General features: G+C 65.4%; 20 protein-coding genes. 13 read left to right on the top strand and 7 right to left on the bottom strand.

Going from position 1 to position 25,567, the window contains the following annotated elements; translation table 11 throughout:
* Positions 1-11: 11 nt before the first annotated feature.
* Positions 12-3,239: an ABC transporter ATP-binding protein/permease gene (locus QUW25_RS02115; RefSeq protein ID WP_289510585.1), complete on the bottom strand. Its 3,228-nt coding sequence runs from the start codon at positions 3,237-3,239 to the stop codon at positions 12-14.
* A gap of 193 nt (positions 3,240-3,432) precedes the next feature.
* Between QUW25_RS02115 and QUW25_RS02120 the strand changes: the two genes are divergently transcribed.
* Positions 3,433-4,047: a M48 family metallopeptidase gene (locus QUW25_RS02120; RefSeq protein ID WP_289510586.1), complete on the top strand. Its 615-nt coding sequence runs from the start codon at positions 3,433-3,435 to the stop codon at positions 4,045-4,047.
* Positions 4,048-4,162: 115 nt separating this feature from the next.
* Here the strand turns inward: QUW25_RS02120 and QUW25_RS02125 are convergent, their stop codons facing one another.
* Positions 4,163-5,965: a carbon starvation CstA family protein gene (locus QUW25_RS02125; protein ID WP_289510587.1), complete on the bottom strand. Its 1,803-nt coding sequence runs from the start codon at positions 5,963-5,965 to the stop codon at positions 4,163-4,165.
* 382 nt (positions 5,966-6,347) lie between these two features.
* Here QUW25_RS02125 and QUW25_RS02130 point away from each other — a divergent pair, with 382 nt between their 5' ends.
* The 5 genes from QUW25_RS02130 to QUW25_RS02150 all read left to right on the top strand — a co-directional run bounded on the left by QUW25_RS02130 (position 6,348) and on the right by QUW25_RS02150 (position 12,948).
* Positions 6,348-7,049 carry a response regulator transcription factor gene (locus QUW25_RS02130; protein WP_289510588.1) on the top strand — a complete coding sequence of 234 codons (702 nt, stop codon included), beginning with the start codon at positions 6,348-6,350 and terminating at the stop codon, positions 7,047-7,049.
* Entirely contained in the window at positions 7,046-8,080 is a 1,035-nt protein-coding gene (locus QUW25_RS02135; protein WP_289510589.1) for a sensor histidine kinase, read from the top strand. The genes QUW25_RS02130 and QUW25_RS02135 overlap by 4 nt, the downstream gene beginning before the upstream one ends.
* A 226-nt stretch (positions 8,081-8,306) precedes the next feature.
* On the top strand, positions 8,307-8,987 hold the full coding sequence (locus tag QUW25_RS02140; protein ID WP_289510590.1) for an ABC transporter ATP-binding protein: 681 nt from the start codon (positions 8,307-8,309) through the stop codon (positions 8,985-8,987).
* An 89-nt stretch (positions 8,988-9,076) separates the two neighbouring features.
* Complete coding sequence (locus tag QUW25_RS02145; protein WP_289510591.1) at positions 9,077-12,037, top strand: ABC transporter permease; 2,961 nt, start codon at positions 9,077-9,079, stop codon at positions 12,035-12,037.
* A 257-nt stretch (positions 12,038-12,294) separates the two neighbouring features.
* A complete protein-coding gene (locus QUW25_RS02150; RefSeq protein ID WP_289510592.1) occupies positions 12,295-12,948 on the top strand; it encodes an HAD family hydrolase in 654 nt (217 codons plus the stop codon).
* Between the two features lie 368 nt (positions 12,949-13,316).
* On the opposite strand, the gene QUW25_RS02155 is transcribed toward QUW25_RS02150, so the two are convergent.
* Positions 13,317-14,279, bottom strand: a complete 963-nt coding sequence (locus QUW25_RS02155) for an SPFH domain-containing protein (RefSeq protein WP_289510593.1) — start codon at positions 14,277-14,279, stop codon at positions 13,317-13,319.
* A 98-nt stretch (positions 14,280-14,377) separates the two neighbouring features.
* On the opposite strand from QUW25_RS02155, the gene QUW25_RS02160 reads away from it, so the two are divergent.
* From QUW25_RS02160 to QUW25_RS02190, 7 genes are all read left to right on the top strand, one after another.
* Complete coding sequence (locus QUW25_RS02160) at positions 14,378-15,463, top strand: hypothetical protein (protein WP_289510594.1); 1,086 nt, start codon at positions 14,378-14,380, stop codon at positions 15,461-15,463.
* 337 nt (positions 15,464-15,800) lie between these two features.
* Positions 15,801-16,964, top strand: a complete 1,164-nt coding sequence (locus QUW25_RS02165; protein WP_289510595.1) for an aldo/keto reductase — start codon at positions 15,801-15,803, stop codon at positions 16,962-16,964.
* Between the two features lie 101 nt (positions 16,965-17,065).
* Positions 17,066-18,046 (top strand): hypothetical protein, encoded by a 981-nt coding sequence (locus QUW25_RS02170; protein ID WP_289510596.1) that lies wholly within the window; start codon positions 17,066-17,068, stop codon positions 18,044-18,046.
* Between the two features lie 156 nt (positions 18,047-18,202).
* Positions 18,203-18,781 (top strand): xanthine phosphoribosyltransferase, encoded by a 579-nt coding sequence (locus tag QUW25_RS02175; RefSeq protein WP_289510597.1) that lies wholly within the window; start codon positions 18,203-18,205, stop codon positions 18,779-18,781.
* Between the two features lie 189 nt (positions 18,782-18,970).
* Positions 18,971-19,294, top strand: coding sequence for an ArsR/SmtB family transcription factor (locus QUW25_RS02180; protein ID WP_289510598.1), 324 nt, complete (start codon positions 18,971-18,973; stop codon positions 19,292-19,294).
* A gap of 41 nt (positions 19,295-19,335) precedes the next feature.
* Positions 19,336-19,554, top strand: a complete 219-nt coding sequence (locus tag QUW25_RS02185; RefSeq protein ID WP_289510599.1) for a cation transporter — start codon at positions 19,336-19,338, stop codon at positions 19,552-19,554.
* A 145-nt stretch (positions 19,555-19,699) separates the two neighbouring features.
* Entirely contained in the window at positions 19,700-21,607 is a 1,908-nt protein-coding gene (locus QUW25_RS02190) for a heavy metal translocating P-type ATPase (RefSeq protein WP_289510600.1), read from the top strand.
* 33 nt (positions 21,608-21,640) lie between these two features.
* Here QUW25_RS02190 and QUW25_RS02195 read toward each other — a convergent pair whose 3' ends face one another.
* The 4 genes from QUW25_RS02195 to QUW25_RS02210 all read right to left on the bottom strand — a co-directional run bounded on the left by QUW25_RS02195 (position 21,641) and on the right by QUW25_RS02210 (position 25,567).
* A complete protein-coding gene (locus QUW25_RS02195) occupies positions 21,641-22,894 on the bottom strand; it encodes a glycoside hydrolase family 3 protein (protein WP_289510601.1) in 1,254 nt (417 codons plus the stop codon).
* A gap of 17 nt (positions 22,895-22,911) precedes the next feature.
* Complete coding sequence (locus tag QUW25_RS02200) at positions 22,912-23,961, bottom strand: D-alanine--D-alanine ligase family protein (RefSeq protein ID WP_289510602.1); 1,050 nt, start codon at positions 23,959-23,961, stop codon at positions 22,912-22,914.
* A 182-nt stretch (positions 23,962-24,143) separates the two neighbouring features.
* Positions 24,144-24,953 (bottom strand): HAD-IIB family hydrolase, encoded by an 810-nt coding sequence (locus QUW25_RS02205; RefSeq protein WP_289510603.1) that lies wholly within the window; start codon positions 24,951-24,953, stop codon positions 24,144-24,146.
* Positions 24,954-25,030: 77 nt separating this feature from the next.
* Positions 25,031-25,567, bottom strand: coding sequence for an ECF transporter S component (locus QUW25_RS02210; protein ID WP_289510604.1), 537 nt, complete (start codon positions 25,565-25,567; stop codon positions 25,031-25,033).

The raw sequence follows: 25,567 nt of genomic DNA on the forward strand, positions 1-25,567 counted from the left end.
CGGCCTCCGCGCTACTCGCTGCGCAGGGCCTCGACCGGGTCGCGTCGGCTGGCGGCGGAGCTCGGGATGAGGCCCGCCACAAGGGTGAGCACAACGGAGATGCAGATGAGAACCGCGGCGGAGGTCCACGGCAGGCTCATGATGTTCTCGACGTTAAAGTCCCTGAGCACCCAGGCGTTAACGGGAACAGAGACCGCCACCACCACGGCGATGGCAAAGACGCCCGAGATGAGGCCCTCGATGAAGGTCTCCGCGTTGAAGACGTTGGCAACGTTACCCTTGGAGGCGCCGATGGCGCGCAGGATGCCGATCTCCTTCTTGCGCTCGAGGACGCTAATGTAGGTGATGATGCCGATCATGATTGAGCTCACCACGAGCGAGATGGAGACGAAGGCGATGAGCACGAGCGAGATCATGTTCACGATGTCCGTGACGCTGCCCATGATGACGCCCATGTAGTCCGTGTAGCTGATGACGGCGTCGTCGTTTCCGGCGGCGCGCTGCTCGTCGTTATAGACGTCAATGGCATCGACCACATGCTCCTTTGCCTCAAAGTCCTTGGGGTAGATCTGGATAGCGGCGGGGTCGTCCGCAGTGGCATAGCCGAGCGTCTGGAGGTTGTTGTCATAGGTGAGCTGGGACGCGTTGGCGTAGCTCTCCATGAGCGAGGCAAGGTCCTCGGCATCCATGTTGAAGTGGATGGAGCTCGCGAGCATGTCGGCGTTGACGCTAAAGGAGCTCTGGAGGTTGGAGAGGCTTGCCACGGCCTGCGACGCGTACTGCTCGAGCACGCTCGCCATGGCGCTCTGGAGCTGGGAGGAGATGGCAGAGCTGATCTGCGAGGTCAGGCTCTGGAGGAAGCTCTGCAGATAGGGTGCGAGGCTGTTGGAGACGTAGTCCGAGACGATCTGCTGGACGCGGTCGCGCACGGGCTGGCCGGCGACGGCCTCCACCTGGGCAAGAATTGCCTGGGCACCCTCCGTCTCAAGGTACTGGTCAAAGTAGCCTGCGAGCTTCTGGACAAACTCGGGGTCATCCGGGTCAATGGCTCCGGCGTTCTCTCCCCACCAGGCCACAAAGCCCTGGCTGAGCTGGCCGCCGAGCTGCGCCACCTCCTCAAGCTGCTCGGTCGTGAGCGTTGGGTCCTCCAGCTCCTGGTCGAGAATCGCCGAGAAGTCCGGGGCGGGGGCGCCCGCGACGAGCGACTCCACGTCAACCGAGTTGGCAACGCTCGTGAGGTCAACGGAGATGCCGGAGAGGTCGATGCCCGAGGGGTCAAACCCCGCGGCAATGGCGCTCGTGTCAAACGAGAAGGCCGAGCGCATGGTGTCCTCGTCCACGCTGAAGAGGCTCTCGAGGTCAACGCCCTTCTTGGCCTCCTCCTGGAGGGTGTCGAACGTCTTGCCGGTGAAGACGTCGACCTCGGGGTCCTCGAGCTGCTGCTGAACGATCTGGGAATTGTCGGAACGGTCCATGAGCTCAAGCGTGAGCTCGGGCGTGTAGGCGATGCCGGCCGAGAGCGCCTTGGCATCGGAGCTCTCGTTGGGGCGCACGACACCAACCACATGCAGGTCAAGGCCATTGTTCACGGCGTCTGTCATGAACTCCTCATCGGAGGACATGTCCGTCCAACCACCCGTCTCGGCGTTCCTGCGGTAGACGTCGGCGGGGCTGATCACCTTGAAGTCAAGCGCGAGCGCGTCATCGTACGTGAAGTCAACGTCCGTCTCGGCAATCTCGGTCTCCCCCGCCGTTCCGCTCATGGCCGAGCTCACCATCTCCGTGAGATCGGCAGGGTCGAGCACGCCGATGCCGTAGAGCGTGTAGTCGCTGATGCGACCGCTCTGCGTGAGCACGAGCACGCACTCGTCGGCCTCCGTGGCCCAGCGGCCGGCAACGACGTCGTACTGCGAGTCAAGGAGCTCCTGGTCGTCGATCATCTCGTTGAAGACGGACATGCCGCCCGTGGACATGCCGGCGGTAGCCGTCCCCGAGGCGCCGCCGGTCATGGCCGTGGAGAGCGCGTTGGGATTGAGCTGCGTGACTCCGTCGGAGGTGTCGGCAGCGTAGACGAGCGGCGTAATGCCGTAGTCGTACTGGATGGCGTTGACGTAGTCCTCGATGCCCGCCTTGCCGGACTCGAGGTAGCTCTTGAGGCCGGAGAGGTCGTTGCTGCCAACGGAGGCAAACATGTCGGTGAGCATCATGAACTCGGGGATCTGGGCGGGGTCCTCGGCATCGCCGTCCTTCTCGCGGGAAGACTGCTCGGTTGCGCCAGGGTCCTCGGAGAGCATGCCCGAGATGTCCATGCTCTGCTTGCTGATGGTGAGCGGATAGCTGGAGAGGGTGTCCTCCTCAACGCGGGCTATGTACTCGTTCACGCCGTTTGCCAGGGCGAGAATGGCCGCGATGCCGATGATGCCGATCGAGCCCGCGAAGGCCGTCATGATGGTGCGGCCCTTCTTGGTCATGAGGTTGTTGAACGAGAGGCCAAGGGCCGTGAGGAAGCTCATGGAGGTGCGCCGGGCCCGCTTGGCCTCGCGGCGCGGGGCCGTTGCGGGGTCGAAGGGGTCGGAGTCTGAGGTGATGTGGCCGTCTGAGAGCTCGACGATGCGCGTGGCGTACTGGTGCGCAAGCTCCGGGTTGTGCGTGACCATGATGACCAGACGGTCCTGCGCGACCTCCTTGAGGAGATCCATGACCTGCACGGACGTAGCCGAGTCAAGGGCGCCCGTGGGCTCGTCGGCAAGCAGGATCTCCGGGTCGTTGATGAGGGCGCGGGCGATGGCCACGCGCTGCATCTGGCCGCCGGAGAGCTGGCTGGGCTTCTTGTTCACATGGTCAGCGAGGCCCACGCGCGCGAGGGCGTCCAGCGCGCGACGACGGCGCTCGGAGCGACCCACGCCCGAGAGCGTGAGCGCGAGCTCCACGTTGGCGAGGACGGTCTGGTGCGGAATGAGGTTGTAGCTCTGAAACACAAAGCCGATGCGATTGTTGCGGTAGGTGTCCCAGTCGCGGTCCTTGTACCTGCGCGTGGAGATGCCATCGATCACGAGGTCACCCTCATCAAAGTGGTCGAGGCCGCCCACGATGTTGAGCATCGTGGTCTTGCCGGAGCCCGAGGGGCCCAGAACCGCAACAAACTCATTGTCCCGAAAGGCAACGGAGACGTGGTCGAGTGCGACCTGAGTGAAGGAGCCCGTGGTGTAGCGCTTGCAGATGTCGTTGAGCTCGAGCATGGGATTCCTTGGATAGCGTTTTATGACGCTTTCATGGTACCCAAACCCGTCCTCGCCAAACCCACCTCGCACAACTCGGGTACACTGCAGCACGGGCTTTGGTCGTGGAACGATGTTGGGTGCGCCTGTTGCCGTGCCTCCAAAAAACTTACGTGCCGAGGCGGGCGGTCGTTTGACCCGTAGAATGGACGCCATGAAGAGAACGCTTATGGCAGGCGGACCGGGAGGAATCCCGGTGGAGGTCGAGCGCAGGCGCGTTCGGCGGCTCAACCTGCGCGTGCGCTCGGACGGAACGGCGCACCTCTCCGTCCCCCTCCGCACCTCGCTGGAAACCGCCCAGCGCTTTCTCGATGACCACGAGGACTGGCTGCGCGCGAGAATTGATTGCCGCGAGAAGCGCGCCGCGGAGCCTGAGGACGGGTTCGTTCCGCTCTGGGGAAAGCTCGTAAGCCTGCCGGAGGGAACCTCGGCCGACGAGCTCTACCGCAGGGAGCTGGCGGCGCGGCTGCCAGATGCCATCTCTCGCATGGAGGAAGCCGTCGGAGCGCACGCGAGCGGCTGGCAGCTGCGAGCGATGTCAACGCGCTGGGGCTCATGCACCCCAAAGACGGGACGCATTCGCATCAACGTGCGTCTGGCGGCATATCCCCCCAGCTGCCTAGAGTACGTGGTGGCCCACGAGCTCACCCACCTGCTCGAGCCCAGCCACAACGCGCGCTTTCACGATCTTCTCGCCCGCGCATACCCTCACGAGAAGCGCGCCAGGGCCATTCTCCGGACGTCCCCTCGGGACGCCTGTGTGCCGTAGCGGCCCTGGGGTAAAAATCGTCCGAGAGCTGCCCGTGCTTGGGAAAAGGGCGGCTCCAGGACGTTTCTGACCTGAAAAACCTCCGGGAGCCGCCCGTGCCAGCTAAAGCGAGCAGCTACTTGCCGCAGTGATCACGGCCAAGCTCGGACCACTCGGGCTCCTCGTCGGGAATGGAGCCTGCGTTCTTGGTAAAGAGCTCGCGAAGGCAGTTGTATGCCACGATGAGGCCAAGAACCACCAGCAGGATTGCAAAGACGAGCTGCAGGCCGGAGGTCGCGATCACCGCCGCACCACTCGTGGCAAGCGCGTTCACGCAGCCGATGATGCTCTGGACGAGCGAAGTGAACGTGCAAACCAGCAGAAACGCCACGGGGACGTAAAGCATCCAGCCCTTGCGTCCCGTGCACTTGCAGAAGACCGCCAGCATGATCATCGTCATGCCACCGAGCAGCTGGTTGGACGCGCCGAAGAGAGGCCAGATGTTGTTGTAGCCGCCGAAGGCGAGGGCGAGGCCCAGCGCCAGCGTAAGCACGGTGGCGACCCAGGTGTTAGAGAAGAACCTGGCCGCGCCCTCGGTGCCCGCACCCGCCTCTTCGGCAGCGTCGTTGCTCTTGGAGAAGAACTCCTGGAACGAGAGGCGCCCGATGCGCGCCACGGCGTCGACGGAGGTGAGCGCGAGCGCTGAGACGCACATCGTCATGAACACGGTGGCGAGCGTGGAGTCCACGCCAAAGGCGGTCATGCCGCGCGCAACGCCCTGCGAGAAGATCTGGAACGGCGTTGCCGCGGCGCCGTTGTTGAGCAGGCCGGTCCCGGCGGTGTTGAGGTCGGAGAACATGATCGCCGCAAAGACGATGGCGAGCACGCCCACGAAGGACTCGAGCACCATGGCGCCGTAGCCCACGGGAAGCGCGTCCCTCTCGTTGGAGAGCTGCTTGGAGGAGGTGTTGGTGGAGACAAGGCTGTGGAAGCCGGAGAGCGCGCCGCACGCCACGGAGACAAAGAGCAGCGGGAAGAGATAGCTGCCCTTGTCCGCGAGGGCGCCGAGGTCGGCCACCATGGGGGCGGTCATCTCCGCCTCACCGGCGGCACCGAGCACAAAGACGCCCACCACGGCGCACGCAATCATGACGAGCATCATGATCGAGGTGAGGTAGTCGCGCGGCTGCTTGAGCGTCTGGATGGGCATTGCGGCAGCAAAGAGCAGGTAGACGGTGATGACGGCAAACCAGCCGAGCTTGTCGAGGTACACCGGGAACTGCATGCCCACGGCGAACATCGCCACAAAGAGCACCACGGCAAGCAGAAGCTCCTTCCAGCCCTTAAGGCCAAAGCGGCGGTTGATCCAACCAAAGGCGATGGCAACAAAGGTGAAGAGAATCGAGATGGTGCCCGCCGCGCCGCCAGCGTACGAGGCGGCGGCGTCCACCGCGCCCGCGGCGTCAAAGGTGGCCTTGAACGTGCCCGCGACCATGTCCACAAATGCCGCGATAACGATGATGGTGAAAAGCCAGCTAAAGAGGAGGAAGAGCCGACGCCCGGTGCGACCGATGTACTTCTCGATAAGCTGCGCGAGCGACTTGCCGTTGTTGCGCACGGATGCGTAGAGCGCGCCAAAGTCGTGCACGGCGCCAAAGAAGATGCCGCCCACGAGAACCCACAGCAGCACCGGCAGCCAGCCGAACATCATGGCAGCGATGGTTCCCGTGACGGGGCCGGCGCCGCAGATGGAGCTGAACTGGTGCGAGAAGGTCGTGAAGCACGAGGCGGGCGAGAAGTTCTTGCCGTCCTCCATGCGGCGGGCGGGCGTGAGGGCCTGCTCGTCGATGCCCCACGTGCGCGCAAGCCAGCGACCGTAGAGCAGGTACCCGACGACCAGCACCACGGCCGCAACGAGCACGATAACGATTCCGTTCATGTTTCCCCCTTTGCAGAGCTATGGAACGTCGGACATGTTGCGCGCTTAACATCTGAATCCCCTCCACAGTTCCCACATGGTTTCTGACCGCTAACCGCCAAGAAACATACCGTTCATCGACTGGGAGACTGCCGGGAAGGGCCGCGACAGGCGCGCCGAGTGACGTGGCACAACGTTGTGTGTGGATTTCCAAAGGGGGGGCAGAGCATCGGACCGCATCTGCCGAGCAAACAACGAGGTAGATAAATGTCACCAATTCGGTAGTACTAAGGCTCCCTTTAGAAAACCGCACACAACGGATCCCGCACCCCAACGTGACCAAACCGTCACGTTATCCCGGCCGCCCCGGCACGTATACTCGGGTGTTGACGAAGGGGGCAAAATGACACGGCAGAAGATCCTGCTCGCAGAGGACGACCCGCTCATCGTGGAGGGTCTCTCCGAGCTGCTCGCAAACGAGGGTTTTGTGGTTGACTCCTCCCCCACCCAGAAGGGTGCCGTCGAGCTGGCGTGCAGGCCGGGCGCAGACTACGCGCTCGTCCTCGTTGACCTCACGCTTGCCGAGGGCAACGGCTTTGCCGTCTGCAACGCCGTCAAGCGCGTGACGCCGGACGTCCCCGTCATCTTTCTCACCGCAGCGGACGACGAGCTCAATACCGTTACCGGCCTTTCCATGGGCGCGGACGACTACGTGGCCAAGCCCTTCCGCCCGCGCGAGCTCGTGGCGCGCATCCAGGCGGCCATACGTCGCGCGCACCCGGGGCGCGCGACGCTGCGCATTGGCCGCGTTACCATAGACCCGGACCGGGCCTACGTTGAGAAGGACGGGCGCGAGGTCCTGCTCTCCGCCCTTGAGTACCGCCTGCTGCTCCTCTTTGCAAAGAACGCCGACAAGCTCGTCACGCGCGACATGATGCGCGACGCCCTCTGGGACGACGCCGGCGCCTACGTGGAGGAGAACACCCTATCCGTCTACATCAAGCGCCTGCGCGACAAGCTCGAGGACGACCCCACGGCACCCGAGATCATCGTCACCGTGCGCGGCCTGGGCTACAAGGCGCGCAGCAAGGGAGGGGTGGCGTGATTCTAAGGAACCGCGAGGTCTGGCGCACCGTGATCGCGTTTCTTGCGGTGGTCGCGATTGGGTCCGTTGCTGCCTGGCGCCTTGCGGGCACGGCTGCCGCGCTCTGCGTTGCGGGCGTGGCGGGGGCGCTGCTTGTGGTCCTTCTCGTTGTGACGTGGCACCGCTACCGGGCGATTGCCAGGATGGCGTCGCAGATCGATGACGTTTTGCACGGGTCGCGCGACGTGAGCTTCGAGCGCATGCGCGAGGGCGAGCTTGCGATTCTGGCCTCGGAGCTGGACAAGATGACCAACCGGCTGGCGCTTGCCAACGAGGAGCTTGAGCGCGAGAAGAACGCCCTGGCAGACGCCCTGGCAGACATCTCGCACCAGCTCAAGACGCCGCTCACCTCACTGGCCCTCATGACGTCGCTCGTGCGCGGTCAGCTTGCGGAGACGGGCGGCCACGAGGCGGAGCTCGCTCGCCTGCGCACGATGGAGCGGCTCGAGGACCGCGTGGAGTGGCTTGTCTCGTCCCTGCTCAAGCTCGCACGCATCGACGCGGGCGTGGTGCACTTTGTCCGCACCCACGTAAACGGGGCGGAGCTCGTGGCGCGCGCGTCCGAGCCGCTGGCGGTGGCATTTGACCTCGCTGACGTAACGCTCGAGCGCAGCGTCCAGGACGGTGCCGGCTTTGAGGGAGACCTCGCCTGGACGGCCGAGGCCCTCGAGAACGTGCTCAAGAACTGCCTCGAGCACACGCCTGCCGGCGGGACGGTGCGCGTGAGCTGCGCGGAGGACGCGCTCGCCTTCCGTCTGCGCGTTGAGGACACCGGCCCCGGCATTGCGCCGGACGACCTCCCGCACGTCTTTGAGCGCTTCTACCGCGGGGGCGAGAAGAACGTGCCCTCCGAGGTTGATCCGGGAGGCGTGGGCATTGGCCTCGCGCTCGCAAAGAGCCTCGTCACCGCACAGGGCGGTTCCATCCGCGCCGGCAACGCCGCGGGCGGCGGAGCGCGCTTCGACATCGTCTTCTTCAAGGCCACGGTGTAGCACGCGCGTTCTTCTCGCCACGTTAGCCCCTCCCAAACGCACGTTTTTCTCGCCAGAACGTGGAGTTGGGAGGGTTCAAGTAGCTTAATCCCTCTCAAAAACACATTCCGTAGTGACAAAAGTGCCTGTCACCATTGTCATAAATGACAGATTCGTCATGTGCGCGTCACGCGCACGCAGGACGCCTCCTCCACCATAGAATTGACGATAGCCACAAGGAGGCAGCATGGACATTCTGCGAATTGAACACATCACCAAGACGTACGGCTCGGGTGACACCGCCGTGCGCGCGCTCGACGACGTGAGCTTCTCGGTGGCCGCGGGCGAGTTCGTGGCGATCATCGGCAGCTCGGGATCGGGCAAGTCGACGCTCTTGCACATGATAGGCGGCGTGGACCGCCCCACATCCGGCACGGTGTTTCTGAACGGCGAGAACGTCTTTGAGCGCTCGGACGAGCAGCTCGCGGTGTTTAGGCGCCGCGAGGTGGGGCTGGTCTACCAGTTCTACAACCTCGTGCCGGTGCTCGACGTGGTGGAGAACATGTGCCTGCCCGTGCTCATGGACGGACGCGCCGTCAACGAGAAGCGCCTCACGGGACTGCTGCACACGCTCGGCCTTGAGGGCCGCGAGCACCACCTGCCCAACCAGCTCTCCGGAGGCCAGCAGCAGCGCGTGGCAATTGGGCGCGCCCTCATGAACGCACCTGCCGTGGTGCTGGCCGACGAGCCGACCGGAAACCTCGACTCCAAGAACTCTGCCGAGATCATGGCCCTGCTGCGCAAGTCCAACCGAGAGCTCAGGCAGACGCTCATCGTGATCACGCACGACGAGGACATCGCGCTCACCGCGGACCGCGTGATCTCGCTCGAGGACGGCCGCATCGCCTCCGACACAAGGGAGAGGTAGCCATGGCCGCAAAGCATCTGCGTGATTCAATTGGGGACAGACCCCTTTTGAATCATCGCCCTAATGATTCAAAAGGGGTCTGTCCCCAATTGAATCACAACGTGTTCACGAGGTTCACGGTGCGCTCGCTCAGGGCAAACCGCGTGCGGACCACGGTCACGATCGTGGGCGTCGCGCTCGCGACGGGCCTGCTCATGGCCGTGCTCGCCAGCGTGACGAGCCTGCACGCCGCCATCGTGAACTACATGCGCTCCATAGACGGCGTCTGGCAGGAGTCCTTCGACTACACCGACGACGCCACGCTCGGCAACCTCCGCACGCTCGCCGGCGACCACCTCGACCGCCTTGCCACCCGCCGCGACCTCGGCGCTGTGGCGCTCTCGGAGGAGAACGCCGAGTACGCTGGCGCCTACCTTGGCATCTATGACCTGCCCGCGGAGAGCGCGAGCACCCCGCGCGCGGCGGGAGACACCGACTACGCGGTCTACCCCGCCCCGGAGCTCGACGAGGGGCGCCTTCCCGAGAAGCCCGGAGAGATCGCGCTCCCCGCGTACCTGCGCGGCGAGACGCTCGTCTCCGGGGCGTCGCAGCTCTCCGGCGTTAACGGCGGCGCCACCTCGGCGGGCGAGATCGAGCTTGGGAGCGAGGTCACGCTTGCCGCCGGCCGGCGCGTGTGGGCGAGCGAGCCGCAGACCCCCATCAAGTCCGGTGCCCTGTTCCAAGTTGAGTACAGCTACGAGACCGGCGAGGACGGCTCCATCAACGAGGGCGAGACGGTCCTCGAGACCCTGGCCGACGTCGGCGAGGCGCGCACCTACACCGTGGTCGGCTTCGTGAGCACCAGCTATCAAGACGGCAACGTGGCCTACGTCAGCCCCGACGAGCCGGCCATGACCGCCTCCGGAAGCGCCGTGGGCAACGCGTTCTTCTCGACCACCGGATATACGAGCGAGAACGAGCTCGACCAGCTCATGGTGCGTCTCCTCGGCGAGGACGGCAGCTGGGCAACCAACTCCTCCCTGCTCACGTACCAGGGGCTCGACACGGGGCGCCAGATCACCACCTCGCTCGTTCTCTTCGCGGGCGTGCTCGCCGCGGTGATCGTGGTGGCGGCCGTCTCGCTCATCTCCAATGCGTTCAGGATCTCCATCTCGGAGCGCACGCGGCAGTTCGGCCTGCTGGCATCGCTCGGCGCCTCGCGCCGGCAGCTCAGGCGCACGGTCTACGTGGAGGCAGGCATCATCGGGCTCATCGGCATCCCGATCGGCGTGGCGCTCGGCATTGGCGGCGCGGCCGTGGCCTTTGCGCTCACCGCTGAGGGCTGGTCCATGATCGTGGGCAACGGCGTCACGGTGGGCCTCGTGCTCCGGCCGCTCGACGCGGTGGCGGCCATCGCACTCGGCATCCTCGCGCTTCTGGTGAGCGCGCTCGCGCCCTCGCTGCGCGCGAGCCGCGTCTCCGCCGTGGACGCCATCCGGCAGTCGCAGGACGTGCGACCGAGCAGGCGGCTCCTGCGCGTGTTCCGGCGCCGCCACACCGCGATGGACGACTTCTCGGCGAACGGGCGCCGCCCGCGCGGGATGGCTGCGCGCCTTGGCGGCATGCCGGCGTTTCTCGCCCGCCGCACGCTCGCCGTCTCTGCCGGCAAGTCCCGTGCGGCCGCGATGGCGCTCGCCGTCTCCGTGGCGCTGCTCGTGACGGCCGGGCTCGTGTCGGACTACCTGAGGGGCACGACGAGCTACATCGACTACGGCGGCAGCGCCGACATGCAGATGTGGGTCTCCATGTCCGAGACCTCGAGCGAGCTCGCAGACTCCCCTGCCGCCGTCAACGTGAACGACATCACGGCGGACATCGCAAAGGTGAGCGGCGTCAAGGAGGGCAGCGCGAGCGGCCTCGTGCGCACCTACGGCTCCGTGCACGTGGACCCCGCCGGCGTGAACTGGGATGCGGTGGACGCCTATGACGCGAACCCGCCCAACGGAAGCTGCTTCAAGCTCGACCGCAACGGCTATGGCAGCGCTGACTTCTATCTCGTAGACGACGCCACCTGGCGTGCGCTCGCGTCCGACCTCGGCCTCTCCGGAGACGCCACGGACCCCGAGCACGTCTCCTGCGTGGCCTTCAATCGCGTGAGCGTCAAAAACGGGAGCACGTACGGTGCCGTTGAGCCCTTCACGGGAAGCGACGGAACGCTCGATGTGCTGCTGCCCGACCTCAAGGACAACCAGTGGCTCGCCATGAGCGACGACGGCAGCGTCTACGGGCTGCTCGAGCGTGACGAGAAGACCAACGAGGTGACGTTCGTCTCGCCTGCCTCTGATCTGGGACTCAAGACGATGAGCGTGCCCGTGGTCGCCTACACCGACAACCTGGGAGAGAGCTTTCCCATCGGCAGCGCCATGATGGACCAGACCACAGGGCTCACGCTCGTGATGCCGGCGAGCGCCGTCTTTGGGAGCGAGCTCGAGGGCGCGATGAGCACGTCGATCATCCAGTACTTCGCGAGCTTCGCGGAGGGCGCTGACGAGAACGCCGTCATCGAGGGCATCCAGAAGGCGCACGGCGCGCGCGGCGACATCGACACCGTGACCATCAACAACCTGCGCGAGTCGCTGCGCGAATACAACGCGATGATCTTCACCGTGAACGTCTTCCTCTATTGCTTCATTGCGATCACGATGGCGATTGCCGTGGCAAACGTCTTCAACACCATTGCCTCTGGCCTCATGCTGCGCACGCGCGAGTTTGCGACGCTGCAGTCCGTGGGCATGGGCAGGCGCGCGTTCCGCCGGATGATCTTCCTTGAGTGCGCGGACTTCGCGGTCAAGGGCCTTGTGGGCGGCGTGGCGCTGGCGACGCTCGTGAACTGGGGCTTCTTTGCGGCGCTCTCGAACTCCGTCTCCACGCTCGCCTTTGAGATGCCGTGGGGCCACGTGGCGCTGGCGTTTGCCGTGGTTGCCGTCGTGCTCGCCGCGAGCGCTGGCTACGCGCTGCACAAGACGCACGCGCTGAACCTCGTGGAGGCCTTGCGCGCTGACGTGCTGTAACGTAGGGCGTTGCCCTTCCTCCTGTTGGGGCGCCATCCGGACGGTCTGCTGGCTGATTCCGTTCGGGCGGCGCCCCTGTTTTGTGAGCGGGCGGGTTCCGGACGGTTTGGGCCGTAGAAACGTCCTCACGCCGCCCGTCCTTCTCGTTGGGGCGTCTTTAGGACGGATTTGCCGAGAAGAACGTCCGCCCGCCGCCCGCACGCAGCAAGGCATCCGCTACAATACCCCGCCGGAAGCATCGACGGGAAAGGACGGGCATGCACTCACCGCAGGCAGTGATCTTCGACATGGACGGCACGCTCATCGACACCGAGCGCGTGAGCCAGACGGCATGGCGCCGCGCTGCCGCCGACCTGGGCATCGACGTCCCCGAGCGCATCTGGAACGCCTTTGTGGGCTGCAGCATGCCCGACGCGCACGCGATGGTCGACGAGGAGTTTGGCGACCCGGCGCTCACCGACCGCCTCTTTGCCCATCAGGTTGACCTCTACTACGAGATCCGCGAGCAGGCACTCGAGCCCTGCACGGGTGCCCTCGACGCCCTGCGCGCGCTCGCCGAGGCGGGCGTCACCGTGGCGCTTGCGACGACCACCATCCGCGAGCACGCAATTCCGCTCATGGACCGCTTTGGCATGACGCCGTTCTTCTCGTCCATGACCTTTGGAGACGAGATCGCGCACCCCAAGCCTGCGCCGGACATCTACCTTGAGGCCGCGCGAAGGCTGGGGCTGGACCCCGTGGCCTGCGTGGCCGTTGAGGACTCGGTCAACGGCGCCCTGGCGGCGCTCACTGCGGGCATGACGACCTTCATGGTGCCCGAGTGGGCAACCCCCACCCCTGAGCTCACCAAGCGCTGCGCCGGAATGCTGGGAAGCCTGAGCGAGCTGCCCGCCCTGGTGCTGGGGCGCTAGTCGCTCTTCTCGCCCCCGTCCTGTCCAAAAGTGGGCACTTTTGGGTTTCTCGCCCCCTCGCGCTTCTCGGCATGCCCTTTCGTGAGCCTTTTGGCAAGTTGTGGGCAAAACGTTTTATGCGCCGAGCCCTTCTCGCCCATCCCAAGAGCGCATTTCTCGCCATATGACACGTTTCTTCTTGGTTTTGGGCAAAATCATTGATGCAGACGACGCTGCTCCATCAAACGTTTTGCCCAAAACCTCCTTTAGGCGCCAGGGACAAGAAACGCGTCAGAAGCCGAGAAGAACGAGGTCAGCCGAGAACGGCAAGCGGGCCGCGCCCCACCAACAGGGCGCGACCCGCGGCCGACTCAAAAGCGCGAGGAGCGCTACTTCTGCGGTTCCACCGGCGGCATCTTGGCGTCCGCGCCCGCCGAGCCCGCGGCGAGCATCTGCTCGAACATCGAGCTCGTCTGCGTGAAGTCGCTCGGGAGCACCACGGTGGAGGCCTTGCCGGCCTTGGCGAACTCCCCCATCATCTCGGTCCACTGCGTGAACATGAAGAGCTGGTTTGCCTCGGCCGCGGAGACGCCCGTCTCCTGGATCGTGGCAAGAGAGTCGGAGATGCCCGCGGCGATGGCCTTGCGCTGGTTGGCGATGCCCTCGCCGGACTTCTCCATGGCCTCGGCCTCGGCCTGGGCCTCGGTCACGCGACGGATGCGGTCGGCCTCGGCCAGGTCCTGAGCGGCGGCCTTGGTGCGCTGGGCGGCGTTGATCTGGTTCATCGAGTCCTCGACCTCGGCCGGCAGCGCAATCTTGGTGATGAGCGTCGAGACGAGCGTGAAGCCGTAGGCGGTCATCTGCTCGGACACGGTGTCATTGACGTCGCGCGCGATGTCGTCCTTCTTGGCGAAGACCTCGTCGAGCGTGTAGACGGGAATCGAGGAGCGCAGCGCGTCCGTGATGAAGTCGCGCATCTGCGCCACGGGCTGCTGGAGCATGTAGTAGCTCTTGTAGACGCCGGAGTCCTGCGGGCGCTCACCGGTCTCGTAGCTCACGTGGTACTGCGCGGAGATCTCGAGGCCAATGGTGACGTTGTCCTCGGTCTTGACGTCGATGTTGAAGCCGTTCTTCATCGTGCGCAGGGAGACCGTGGCGGCCTTGCGGTCCACGAACGGAATCTTGGCGTGGAAGCCCGCGCCCACGATGCGGTAGAACTTGCCCAGGCGCTCGATGATGACCGCGTGCTGCTGCTTGACCACGTAGAAGAGGTTGCCGGTCACAATGCCCACAATCGCAAAGATGACGACGACAAACACGATGATGCCGAAGAGGCTGCCAAGAAAGGGCATGGGCGCTCCTTAGAACGGCCGGTAGTTGCTCTTCAGCATACCCATATGAGGGCCCCGCGACTATACTGGGACACAAGTTTTTCTTGAGAGGGGGCCCTATGTCGGTTCTAGGTTCGTATCGCCCGGAAGACGAGCAGGTAAACCCCTTCAACGCCGGGGAGCCCACGCTGCCGTGGGAAGAGCCCGAGCCCCTTGGGAGCGAGGAGCCCCCCGATGAGCACGACGCCTACGACGAGCCCGAGTACGTGGCCCACGGCGAGAAGGGCGGCACGCCCCACAAAGACGAGGACAACTACCAGGCGCCCACGACGCGCGGTCACGACTACGACGCCCCGTCCATTGACGGCCACGCGGCGCCCGGACCAAAACGAAAGGCAGCAAGACCGCCAAGAAGAACCGCGCGTCCCGGCGGGCAGGCGCCCGCGCCGCCCGAGGCAACGTCTGGCCAACGCGGCAGAAACCGTGGCTGCCTGATTGCCCTCATCGTCGTTATCATTGCGTTCAGCGGGCTTGGGGGCGCCGTCGTGAGCTGCGTCTCCTCGCTGGGAGAGAGCGCCATCGATGGCGTGGGGGCCATCTTCGAGGACGATTCGGGCTACGACGACCTCGAGGACGACTCCGACTTCGACAACTACGAAATCGAGCCCGAGGAGTCCGAGGGGCAGGACGAGGCGGCTGCCGCGGCCGTTGAGGGGGCCCTTTCCTCCGCGCTCTCGTCGCCTGAGTCCGGCGCGCTCTACGAGCAGCTCGTCTCCTTCATGGACGACAAGCTCTATGAAATCGACGGCTACACGACGAGCGAGCTCGGGATTGACGCGGGCACCTGGGCCACGTGGACCATCGAGAACACGTCCCTCTCGCTTGACGGCGCCTACACGTACGACGACGGTACGGGCACGGTCTACGTGTGCGGGAGCGCCCCGGACGCAAACTCCTTCATGTGGGGGCTGAGCGACGCGTACTTTGAGTACCTCATCGACGAGGGCGTTGGCTACGGAGAGCCGCTCTCCGCCGAGCACGTTGCCTATGTCCAGGGCGTCTACGCTGACCTGCTGGAGAGCTACGAGCTCGGCGAGGGAGACGTCGTCTACTGCGGCATCGAGGTGACGCGCCAGGGCGACGAGTGGGTCGTTAGCGACGAGGCGCTCGCAGAGGCCTACGAGAGCATCTACTCGCTCTTCTAGGCGCGGCCCGGTCCTGCCGCAGGCGCGCGCACGAAAACGCCTAGTTTTGGGTTTTGGACGCCGTCGCGCTCTTCTCGATGCCGCTTGCGAGAAGAATCGGGTGGTTTTGGGCAACACTTTTGATATGGCTTCGAGAGCGGGCCTGACGAACCGAGACGGAACCTGCGGGTTCTTCTCGCCGTGTTGCGTTTTGCCTGGTTTTGGGCAACATCCTTGATGTCAAGAAGCTCTCTCCATCAAAGATTTTGCCCAAAACCCCTCCTTTGCCCATCGGCGCTCCAAACGGCGGGGCAAGGCGTAAAATGTCTCTCGGCTAGAACCAACGAGAGGGGAACCCATGGCAGCTGCACCCACCACCACGCACGTCGCACCCTTTGAGGACGCCCGCGGCAAGCTCGGCTTTGGCTGCATGCGCCTTCCCAAGCTCGAGGACGGCACCATCGACATGGCCACGTTCACACAGATGGTCGATGCCTTCCTGGACGCGGGCCTCAACTACTTTGACACGGCGCGCCCCTACCACTCCGGCGGCTCCGAGCCCGCGCTTGCCCAGGCGCTCACCTCGCGCCACGACCGCTCCGAGTTCCTGCTCGCGGACAAGCTCTCCCCCAACGGCTTTGAGCACCGCGAGGACATCCGCCCGCTCATCGAGGACCAGCTGCGCGCCTGCGGCGTGGACTACTTCGACTTCTACCTCATGCACTCCCAGGGCATGGGCAACTACGAGAAGTACCAGCGCGAGCACGCCTATGAGGAGGCCTTTGCCGCGCGCGACGCGGGGCTCGTCCGTCACGTGGGCTTCTCGTTCCACAGCAACGCGGCCTTCCTCGACCGCATCCTGACCGACCACCCGAACGTGGAGTTTGTCCAGCTGCAGGTCAACTACCTCGACTGGGAGAACGGAGTCATCCAGAGCCGCGAGTGCTGCGAGGTTGCCGCCGCGCACGGCAAGCCCGTCATCGTGATGGAGCCCGTCAAGGGCGGGCGTCTGGTCAACCTGCCCGACGAGGCGCGTGAGGTCCTTGCCGCCGCGGGCCCCGGCTCGCCCGCGAGCTACGCGCTGCGCTTCGCGGCGGGGCTCCCCGGCGTGGAGATGGTGCTCTCGGGCATGGGCACCCCAGAGATGATCGCCGAGAACGTCGCGACCTTCTCGCCGCTCGTGCCGCTCTCCCCTGCCGAGCGAGACGCCGTTGCACGTGTGACGCAGATCCTGCGCGGTCAGAACACCATCGAGTGCACCGCCTGCCGCTACTGCGTGGACGGCTGCCCCAAGAAGATCAACATCCCCGACGTCTTCTCCTGCCTCAACGCCAAGCGCGCCTACGGCGAGAGCTCGGCCGAGTTCTACTACAAGTCCGTCCACACGGGCCACGGCCACGGACTTGCCTCCGAGTGCATCGGCTGCGGCGCCTGCGAGCGCGCGTGCCCGCAGCACCTGCCCATCCGCGAGCTGCTGCGCGAGGTTGCCGCCGAGTTTGAGACCGAGCAGCAGGACGCGTGACGCGCGTGACAAATGGGTCACGTTCTTCTCGCGCGTGAATACGAGCGGGCTGAGCGGGGAACAAAAAAGTGTCTGAACAACCAGGAGACCCGGGAGGCCCGATGGACGAGATGAACAACGAGAAGAGCATTGCCCCCGAGCTCAGCGGCAGCTTTCCGGCCCCCGGCATCTTTGAGGTGGGCGCCAACCATCACGAGCTGGTCCCCGCCGCCGACGGTCCCCTGCCCATAGAGGGCCGCCTTCGCAAGGCGCCGCTGCGCGTGCCCGAGAACTACGAGGAGTGCAGCGGGTTCACGCTCTTTGGACGGCGCATCCGCACGCTGCTCTACTCGACGGACGTCGCCGCCATCCGCAACTCCAACGCGGACGCCATCTTTGCCGTCTACCCCTTCACCGCGCAGCCCGCCATCACGGCGGCGCTGCTCACCGTTGCCGAGGCCCCGCTCTTTGTGGGCGTGGGGGGCGGCACCACCACGGGAAGGCGCGCGGCGGAGCTCGCCGCCGTCTCCGAGATGCAGGGCGCCGCGGGCGTTGTCCTCAACTCCCCCGCCACGGTCGAGATGGTCACCCAGGTGGTCTCCACCGTGGACATCCCCGTGGTGGCAACGATCACGCGCTTTGACAACGACGCCGCCGAGAAGGTCCAGGCCGGCGCGCGCATCATCAACGTCGCGGCCGGTCGGCGCACGCCCGAGGTCATCGCCGAGCTGCGCACCGCCTTCCCCGCGCTGCCCATCATCGCAACGGGCGGCAAGGACGACGAGACCGCGGCCGCAACCATCGCTGCCGGGGCCAACGCGCTCATCTGGGCGCCGCCCAGCGTTGTTGAGCTGCAGCGCGACATGATGGTGCGCTACCGCGAGAAGGCGGAAGCCGCGGCAGAGGAGGCCGGCGAGGAGCGCCCCGTCGCCACCGTCGTCCCCGACATCACGGACATGCCCGTTGCCGACGTGCCCACCGGCGTTGTGGAGAGCGTGCCGCCCGAGGTCGAGAAGGCCGTGCAGATCGGCGAGGAGGACTTCGTGAGCCCGTACCGCGGCCGCCTGCCCCGCCTGCCGTTCTTCGGCCGCCGCGCGCGGTAGCGAGTGCGCGTCCTTCTCGGCACCTGAGCCCCCAGAGCCATCAAAGACCCTCCCAAGCCCAAAGAAGACGAAGGAAGTTTTCAGGCGAGCGGTACAGAATGCGCTCCGAGCATGCATAATGGGGGGAAATACTTCCACGACGCGAGAGGGGCACGCATGCAGGAGCTTGAGGACCGCATCCGCAGGGACGGAATCGTTCGCGAGGGCAATGTCCTCAAGGTCGACAACTTCCTCAATCACCAGTGCGACGTGGCACTCTACGACCACATGGGCGCCGAGTGGGCGCGCCTCTTTGCGGGCAGGCGCATCGACAAGATCCTCACCATCGAGGCCTCCGGCATTGGCATCGCATGCGTAGCTGCCACGCACTTTGGCGGTGTGCCCGTGGTCTTTGCCCGCAAGACCGAGTCCAAGAACATGGACGGCGACCAGTACCGCACCAACATCACGAGCTACACCAAGGGTCGCGAGTACCAGGTCATCGTGGCCAAGCGCTTCCTCACGCCCGGCGAGCACGTGCTCATCATCGACGACTTCATGGCCATGGGCTGCGCGATGAACGGCCTCTTGGAGATCTGCGAGGAGGCCGGCGTGATCGTCGAGGGCATCGGCATCGCCATCGAGAAGGGCTTCCAGCCCGGCGGCTCCAGTCTGCGCGAGCGCGGCTACCAGGTTGAGTCGCTCGCCGTCGTGAAGTCGATGGACGCCGAGACGGGCCAGATCGAGTTCGCGTAGGCTCTGCGCCATCTCGTCCTGCTGAGCCCTCCCAAACCCACGTTCTTCTCGTTGAAACGCAGGTTTGGGAGGGCTCAACTATCTTGACGTCCCCGTTCCCATATTTTCTATTGACATATGAACACATGCTCATATAATCAATCTCAGATAACACATGAGCATGTGCTCATACGTTCAGAAAGGAGCACCATGGCTGACGGGCTCGCCATCGGGGAGAAACCCGACGAGATGCCGGACGAGGAGCTGCTCTACGACCTTGCGGACCTCTTCAAGGTCTTCAGCGACACCACGCGCATCAAGATCCTCTTTGCCCTCATGGGCCGCGAGCTCTGCGTGGCGGACATCGCTGAGCAGACCGGCACCACCCAGAGCGCCGTCTCCCACCAGCTGCGCACGCTCAAGCAGTCGCACCTGGTGAAGTTTCAGCGCGACGGTCGCAACGTGGTCTACTCGCTTGCCGACGACCACGTCTACACGATGCTCAACCAGGGCCTCTCCCACATCTGCGAGTGATGAAAGGTGACCGATACGTTTCATCAGCGAAAGGACTCACGATGAGAAAGTCATTCAAGCTCGACGAGATCGACTGCGCCAACTGCGCCCGCAAGCTTCAGGACGAGCTCGCGTCGATTGACGGCGTGGACGCGGTGTCCGTTAACTTCCTGACGCAAAAGCTCACGCTCACGGCCGCCGACGACCGCTTTGACGACGTGCTCCAGCGCGTCGTTGCCCGCACGGCCCAAATCGAACCCGACTGCGACATCGTCTGCTAATTGGGGACGTGTTTTTTTGCTCAGAGTTTTTGGGACAGGTTACGGGCGCGCGGCGGAGCGTGCACCAGGTAGCCAAAACCTGTCCCAAATTCTCTGAGAGAAAAAACACGTCCCAATTTGACAGCCAACATCGAGGGAGCACGTTATGAACAAGAAACAGAGACGGTGGCGCAACCGCATCATTGTGGCGCTCGTCATCTTTGCCGTGGTCATGGCCGTCGAGCAGAGCGGTCTTCTCGCCACGCTCTTTGGCACGCCCGGCGACGTCTACGCCAGCTTTGTCCTCTTCCTCATCCCCTACCTCATCGCGGGATACAAGACCCTCCTCGAGGCCGCGCGCAACATCCGTCGCGGCGACCCCTTTGACGAGGCCTTCCTCATGTCCGTGGCGTCGCTGGGCGCCTTTGCGATGGTCCTCTTCCCCCTGACGGAGCCCCACATGGCCGAGGGCGCGGCCGTCATGCTCTTCTACCAGGTGGGCGAGCTCTTCCAGAGCTATGCCGTGGGCCAGAGCAGGAAGTCCATCGCGGCCATGATGGACATTGCGCCGGAATTTGCCAACGTCGAGAAGGACGGCGAGCTTACGCAGGTCGATCCCGCCGAGGTGACGCCCGGCACCACGATCGTGGTCAAGCCCGGCGAGCGCGTCCCCCTTGACGGTGTGGTCGTCGAGGGCGCAAGCCAGCTCGACACCGCCGCCCTCACCGGCGAGTCCGTTCCGCGCCATGTGGAGCCGGGCGCCGGCGTCATCTCCGGCTGCGTCAACATGACGGGCCTCCTGCATGTGCGCACGACCAAGCCCTACGGCGAGTCCACAGTTGCCCGCATCCTCGAGCTCGTTGAGAACGCCAGCGAGAAGAAGGCGCGCGCCGAGAACTTCATCACCCGCTTCGCCCGCGTCTACACGCCGGCCGTCACGCTCTCGGCGCTCGCGCTCGCCGTCATACCGCCGCTTCTGGGGATGGGCGCCTGGGCCGACTGGGTCCTGCGCGGCCTCACCTTCCTCGTGGTGAGCTGCCCGTGCGCGCTCGTCATCTCCGTCCCGCTCAGCTTCTTCGGCGGCATCGGCGGCGCGTCCAAGCTCGGCATCCTCGTCAAGGGCTCCAACTATCTCGAGCTTCTCGCCCACGTTGACACCGTGGTCTTTGACAAGACCGGCACGCTCACGAGCGGCACCTTCAACGTCGTGGCAATCCACCCCGAGGCTGGCGTGAACCCCGACTACGTGCTGTCCATGGCCGCGCACGCCGAGTCCTTCTCGGACCACCCGATCGCGGTCTCCGTGCGCGCGGCCTATTCGGGCGAGATCGACCAGGCAAAGATCGGCGAGGTCAGCGAGGAGTCCGGCCACGGCGTCTCTGCGCGCGTGGACGAGCACGTGGTTCTGGTGGGCAACGACAAGCTCATGGCAGCGCACGGCGCGAGCTGGCACGACTGCGACCTCAAGGGCACCATTCTGCACGTCTGCGTTGATGGCGCGTACGTGGGGCACATCGTCATCGCGGACGTGGTGAAGGAGGACGCCGAGGCCGCGATCGCCAGCCTGCACGACGCGGGCGTCCGCCGCTGCGTCATGCTCACGGGCGACCGAAAGGACGTGGCGGAGGCGGTGGCCGCACGCCTGGGCATCGACGAGGTGCGCGCGCAGCTCCTCCCGCAGGACAAGGTGGCTGCCGTCGAGGAGCTTCTTTCTGCCGAGAAGGACGGCGCGCGCCTCGCCTTCGTGGGCGACGGCATCAACGACGCCCCGGTCCTCATGCGCGCGGACGTGGGCATCGCCATGGGCGCCATGGGGTCCGACGCGGCCATTGAGGCGGCGGACGTGGTCCTCATGGACGACCACCCCTCCAAGATCGCAAAGGCCATGCGCGTGGCGAGAAAGACGATGCGCATCGTGTGGCAGAACATCGTCTTTGCCCTGGGCGTGAAGATCCTCATCCTCGTCCTCGCGGCGTTTGGCATCGCCAACATGTGGCTCGCGGTCTTCGGCGACGTGGGGGTTGCGATGATTGCCATTCTCAACGCCATGCGCTGCATGCGTGTCGATGTGTAAATTGGTGTAAATAGGGGACGTGTTTTCCCCTATTTACAGACGTTCGAACTTGGTTTTGACGATGCGGCGGACGGACTCGTCGATGCGCTCCTCGGTAAGCTCACCGGAGGCGACGGCGTCAAGCACGCCCTGGTAGGCGGCCTGAAGGTCCGCGGGCATGAGCACGATGTCGACGCCCGCCTTAAGCGGCTCCACACCGAGGCGCTCAGCGGGCAGCGAATCCGTGGCGGCACCCATGCCCATCGAGTCGGTGATGATGAGGCCCTGGAAGCCGAGGTCGTTTCTGAGCAGGTCGGTCACAATCTCGCTGGACATTGAGGCGGGGTCGTTATCGCCCGTGATATTGGGCACGGAGAGGTGACCGACCATCACGAACGGCACGTCCTCCTCGATGGCCGCCTCAAACGGGCGCAGCTCCTCGGCGCGAATCTCGTCGAGGGTCTTCTCGGAGTAGATGCGACCGTCGTGCGAGTCGCCCGCCGCGCCGCCAATGCCCGGGAAGTGCTTGGCCGAGCAGAGCACACCCCCGTCGGCAAAGCCGCGAACCTGCGCCGCCACCATGGGGGCCACCACGTCCGCCGTGGCGCCAAAGGAGCGCCTGCCCATCGTTCCGTTGGGGTTGTTGGCAATGTCCGCGTCCGGCGCAAAGTCAACGTTGAAGCCAAGGTACTCGAGGTAGGTGCCAATGTGCTTGGCCACCTCGTAGGCGTACTCGGTGTCGCCGGTGGCACCCACGTCGCACATGTCGCCGACGTTGTCCACGCCAAAGCCGGGGTTGCCGCCCACGCGCGAGACGGTGCCGCCCTCCTCGTCCACGCAGAGGAACATCGGCAGGCCGCTGATCTCCTCGCCGTAGCGCATCGTGTTGGAGAGCATCTCGCGCGTCTGGTCGGTGTCCAGGAGGTTGGCGGCAAAGTAGCAGATGCCGCCCACCGGCATCTGCTCGAGTGCGGTACGGGTGGCGTCACCCGCGGCGGTCTGAACGCTCACGCCGGTCACGGCCTCGGGGCGCACGATGAAGAGCTGCGCCACCTTCTGCTCGAGCGTCATGGACGCGACCTTCTCGTCAACCTCGGAGACGGGGGCCTCAGGGTCGGGCTGCAGCGCGCCATCGGGCTCGGCGGAGGGCGTATCCTCGGGCTCGGTCGAGGGAACGTCGCTCACGACGCCCTGATTGCTCTGCTCAGCGGGCGCCTTCTCCTGCGAGCAGCCCGCAAGGGCGAGGGCGGCGAGCGCCCCGGCGGAGATCACTGCGTCACGCCTGGTCATTGAAGCGTTTCTCAGCATGTCTTCTCCCCTCTCCCCTACGCGCGGGAAAGTCGGTCGGCGATGAGCCCCGCAAGCACGTCGCCGAGCTCGTGGCCGGCAACGCTCATCATCTGGGGGAAGCGCGAGTAGTACGTGAGTCCGGGCATGGAGTTAACCTCGTTGAAGACAACCTCCCCCTCAGGCGTCACGAAGAGGTCCACGCGCGCCAGGCCCTCGCAGCCAAGGGCCTCGTAGACGGCGGTCCCGGCCGCACGAACGCGGGCGAGAAGATCCTCGGAGAGCTCGGAGGGGCAGCGGAGCTGCGTGTTGGCGCCCGGGTCGTCCTCAAGGTGAATGCGGAAGAAGCCGTTGCCCGAGACCACGATCTCGTCGACCTCGCCCATGCGCGTTCCGCGCACCGCGTCGCCCGTGATGGCGCAGCCCACCTCAACGCCCGTGATGGCCTCCTCAACGGCGACCTTCTCGTCAAGGGCAAAGGCGACGTCAAGGGCGGCCGCGTAGGCAGCGGCATCCTCCGCGCGGGACACGCCGATCGAGGAGCCGCCACGCGCGGGCTTCACAAAGACGGGGAAGCCGCCGCAGGCGCTGACGGCCGCCTCGCGGGCCTCCGCCGTGCAGCCGCGCCTGAGCACCTCGCAGCGCGGGGAGCGCACGCCCGCCGCGGCGGCGATGCGGTGCGCGGCGTCCTTGTCCATGCAGACAGCACTCGCCATGACTCCGCAGCCCACGTACGGCACGCCGGCAACCTCGAGCGCGCCCTGCAGCGTGCCGTCCTCGCCGCCCTGACCGTGCAGAACGGGGAAGGCAATGTCAACCGAAAGTGGACGAAGCTCGCCCTTCTCTCCCGCCACGGCAAGGCCGCGACCGGGGAGAACGACCACCGGGGAGAGGGTGGCGTCGGCCTCCCAGCCGCCCTCCGTCACGTTGGTGCCAGAGGGGCACAGGACCCAGCGCCCTTCTCGCGTGATGCCAATGAGCACGAGGTCAAAGCGGTCGTTCAGAGCATTGATGACGTTATCGGCGGACGTGCACGAGATGTCGTGCTCCGTGGAGATGCCGCCAAAGAGAAGCGCAACGCGCGTCATGGGGTTCCTTTCGACTTCAGACAGTGCCGACCCATTATACTGACGGGCCCTGGCAACGCCTCGCGCGAGCCAGCTCTCCAGGGTATGCGCACAGTTAAAAGTTTTTCTCGCCACGCCAGCGAGAAGAACCGCAGGTCAGAACCGTGCGCAGCTAGCATCAGACTTGCAACTGTGTACACACCCTAAAAGACGTCAGCGGCGAGAAGGTCCTCAAGGGTACCATGGACGCTCGCGCACGTGCGCAGCCGGTCATTGAGCCCCAACAGGGCGGGGTTTCCGGACTCCATGAGGTAGGGCGCGCCCACGAGGTCGAGCATCTCCGCGTCGTTGAGGTTGTCGCCAAAAGCCATCATCTCCGCGGGAGCAATGCCCAGCACCTCGCCGAGCTCGCGCATGGCCACGCCCTTGTCAACGCCGGACGCCATGACGTCCATCCAGGTGGCGCCCGAGGTCACGACCTTGCACCGCCCCGAGAAACGCCCCGAGAACGCCTTGGAAGTTGCGCGCATGACCTCGTCGCTTGCGTGATAGGAGACCTTGAGGATGGGCTCGGCCACCTCCTCGGGGCGCCGCACCGTCTCGACGTCGTTTCCCACGACGTTCACCATGTGGTCGAGAAAGGCGTCCTCCCCCTCGAGCACGTAGTGCGTCCGATCGCCGGAGACGAGCAGGTCGCAGCCGGGCACGTCCATGATCGCATGGCACACCTCAAGCGCCAGGTCACGCGGCATCTCGTGGCGGACGAGCGTCGTGCCCCGCCACACGACGAGGGCGCCGTTCTCGCAGAGGTAGCAGATGTCATCCGCCACGGGCGCAAAGAGCCGGCGGAGGTTGGCGTGCTGCCTCCCGCTCGAGGCAAGAAAGACGACGCCGCGCGCCACGAGCTCCCTCACGCACGCAAAGACGCGCGGGTCTATCCCGGAGGGGTTCCAGTTGAAGAGCAGCGTGCCGTCTATGTCACTCGCCACAAGCCGATAGCGACCCAATGCCATCCCCTCTCCCACGTTCTTCTCGCCGCACATTGTAGAGCGTCCGCTTTGCACCCGGCACAAAGCGGACAAAGCGGACGCTACTCCTCCGGGTAGCGGGGCGGAACAAGTCCAGCGCGCTCGAGGGAGACCACGATGGGCACCACCACGGCGAGCTGCAGGACGATGCCCGTGATGCAGGTGAGGAAGGAGGCGGCAAGCCACGCCTCGAGCGTATAGGCGCCCGGTGAGAAGATCAGCGCGCGCAGGACGCCGTTCACCACGCGCCCGGCAACCATGGCACCGATGAGCGAGACGTAGAGGTCGGCGTTGACGCTGCCGGTGCGCACGACCCGCGAGAGAGCCCCCGAGACCAGGCCGTAAACGGCAAGCTCGCAGGTCATGGGCACCACCATCGCCGCAGCCGGCATGCCCGTGAGAAGACTCGAGAGCACGGGGGCAAGCACGCCGGTGGCAAGGCCCGAGGCGGGTCCGGCCACGAGCCCCGAGATCATCACCGGGATGTGCATGGGCAGCCACGTTGCGCCCGCGTTGGGCACGGAGTGAAACGCCATAGGGAGCACGATGCCGAGCGCGGCGCACACCGCGGCGATGACGACCTTCTTGACCTGGCTCAT

Source organism: Thermophilibacter provencensis, from assembly GCF_030372065.1.
GTDB lineage: Bacteria > Actinomycetota > Coriobacteriia > Coriobacteriales > Atopobiaceae > Thermophilibacter > Thermophilibacter provencensis_A.

Coding starts and splice junctions, on each gene's coding strand:
- QUW25_RS02185 (WP_289510599.1), top strand. CDS start 19,336: ATGAGAAAGTCATTCAAGCTCGACGAGATCGACTGCGCCAACTGCGCC.
- QUW25_RS02205 (WP_289510603.1), bottom strand. CDS start 24,953: ATGGCATTGGGTCGCTATCGGCTTGTGGCGAGTGACATAGACGGCACG.
- QUW25_RS02195 (WP_289510601.1), bottom strand. CDS start 22,894: ATGCTGAGAAACGCTTCAATGACCAGGCGTGACGCAGTGATCTCCGCC.
- QUW25_RS02190 (WP_289510600.1), top strand. CDS start 19,700: ATGAACAAGAAACAGAGACGGTGGCGCAACCGCATCATTGTGGCGCTC.
- QUW25_RS02175 (WP_289510597.1), top strand. CDS start 18,203: ATGCAGGAGCTTGAGGACCGCATCCGCAGGGACGGAATCGTTCGCGAG.
- QUW25_RS02180 (WP_289510598.1), top strand. CDS start 18,971: ATGGCTGACGGGCTCGCCATCGGGGAGAAACCCGACGAGATGCCGGAC.
- QUW25_RS02165 (WP_289510595.1), top strand. CDS start 15,801: ATGGCAGCTGCACCCACCACCACGCACGTCGCACCCTTTGAGGACGCC.
- QUW25_RS02140 (WP_289510590.1), top strand. CDS start 8,307: ATGGACATTCTGCGAATTGAACACATCACCAAGACGTACGGCTCGGGT.
- QUW25_RS02160 (WP_289510594.1), top strand. CDS start 14,378: ATGTCGGTTCTAGGTTCGTATCGCCCGGAAGACGAGCAGGTAAACCCC.
- QUW25_RS02150 (WP_289510592.1), top strand. CDS start 12,295: ATGCACTCACCGCAGGCAGTGATCTTCGACATGGACGGCACGCTCATC.
- QUW25_RS02155 (WP_289510593.1), bottom strand. CDS start 14,279: ATGCCCTTTCTTGGCAGCCTCTTCGGCATCATCGTGTTTGTCGTCGTC.
- QUW25_RS02170 (WP_289510596.1), top strand. CDS start 17,066: ATGGACGAGATGAACAACGAGAAGAGCATTGCCCCCGAGCTCAGCGGC.
- QUW25_RS02125 (WP_289510587.1), bottom strand. CDS start 5,965: ATGAACGGAATCGTTATCGTGCTCGTTGCGGCCGTGGTGCTGGTCGTC.
- QUW25_RS02130 (WP_289510588.1), top strand. CDS start 6,348: ATGACACGGCAGAAGATCCTGCTCGCAGAGGACGACCCGCTCATCGTG.
- QUW25_RS02200 (WP_289510602.1), bottom strand. CDS start 23,961: ATGACGCGCGTTGCGCTTCTCTTTGGCGGCATCTCCACGGAGCACGAC.
- QUW25_RS02210 (WP_289510604.1), bottom strand. CDS start 25,567: ATGAGCCAGGTCAAGAAGGTCGTCATCGCCGCGGTGTGCGCCGCGCTC.
- QUW25_RS02115 (WP_289510585.1), bottom strand. CDS start 3,239: ATGCTCGAGCTCAACGACATCTGCAAGCGCTACACCACGGGCTCCTTC.
- QUW25_RS02120 (WP_289510586.1), top strand. CDS start 3,433: ATGAAGAGAACGCTTATGGCAGGCGGACCGGGAGGAATCCCGGTGGAG.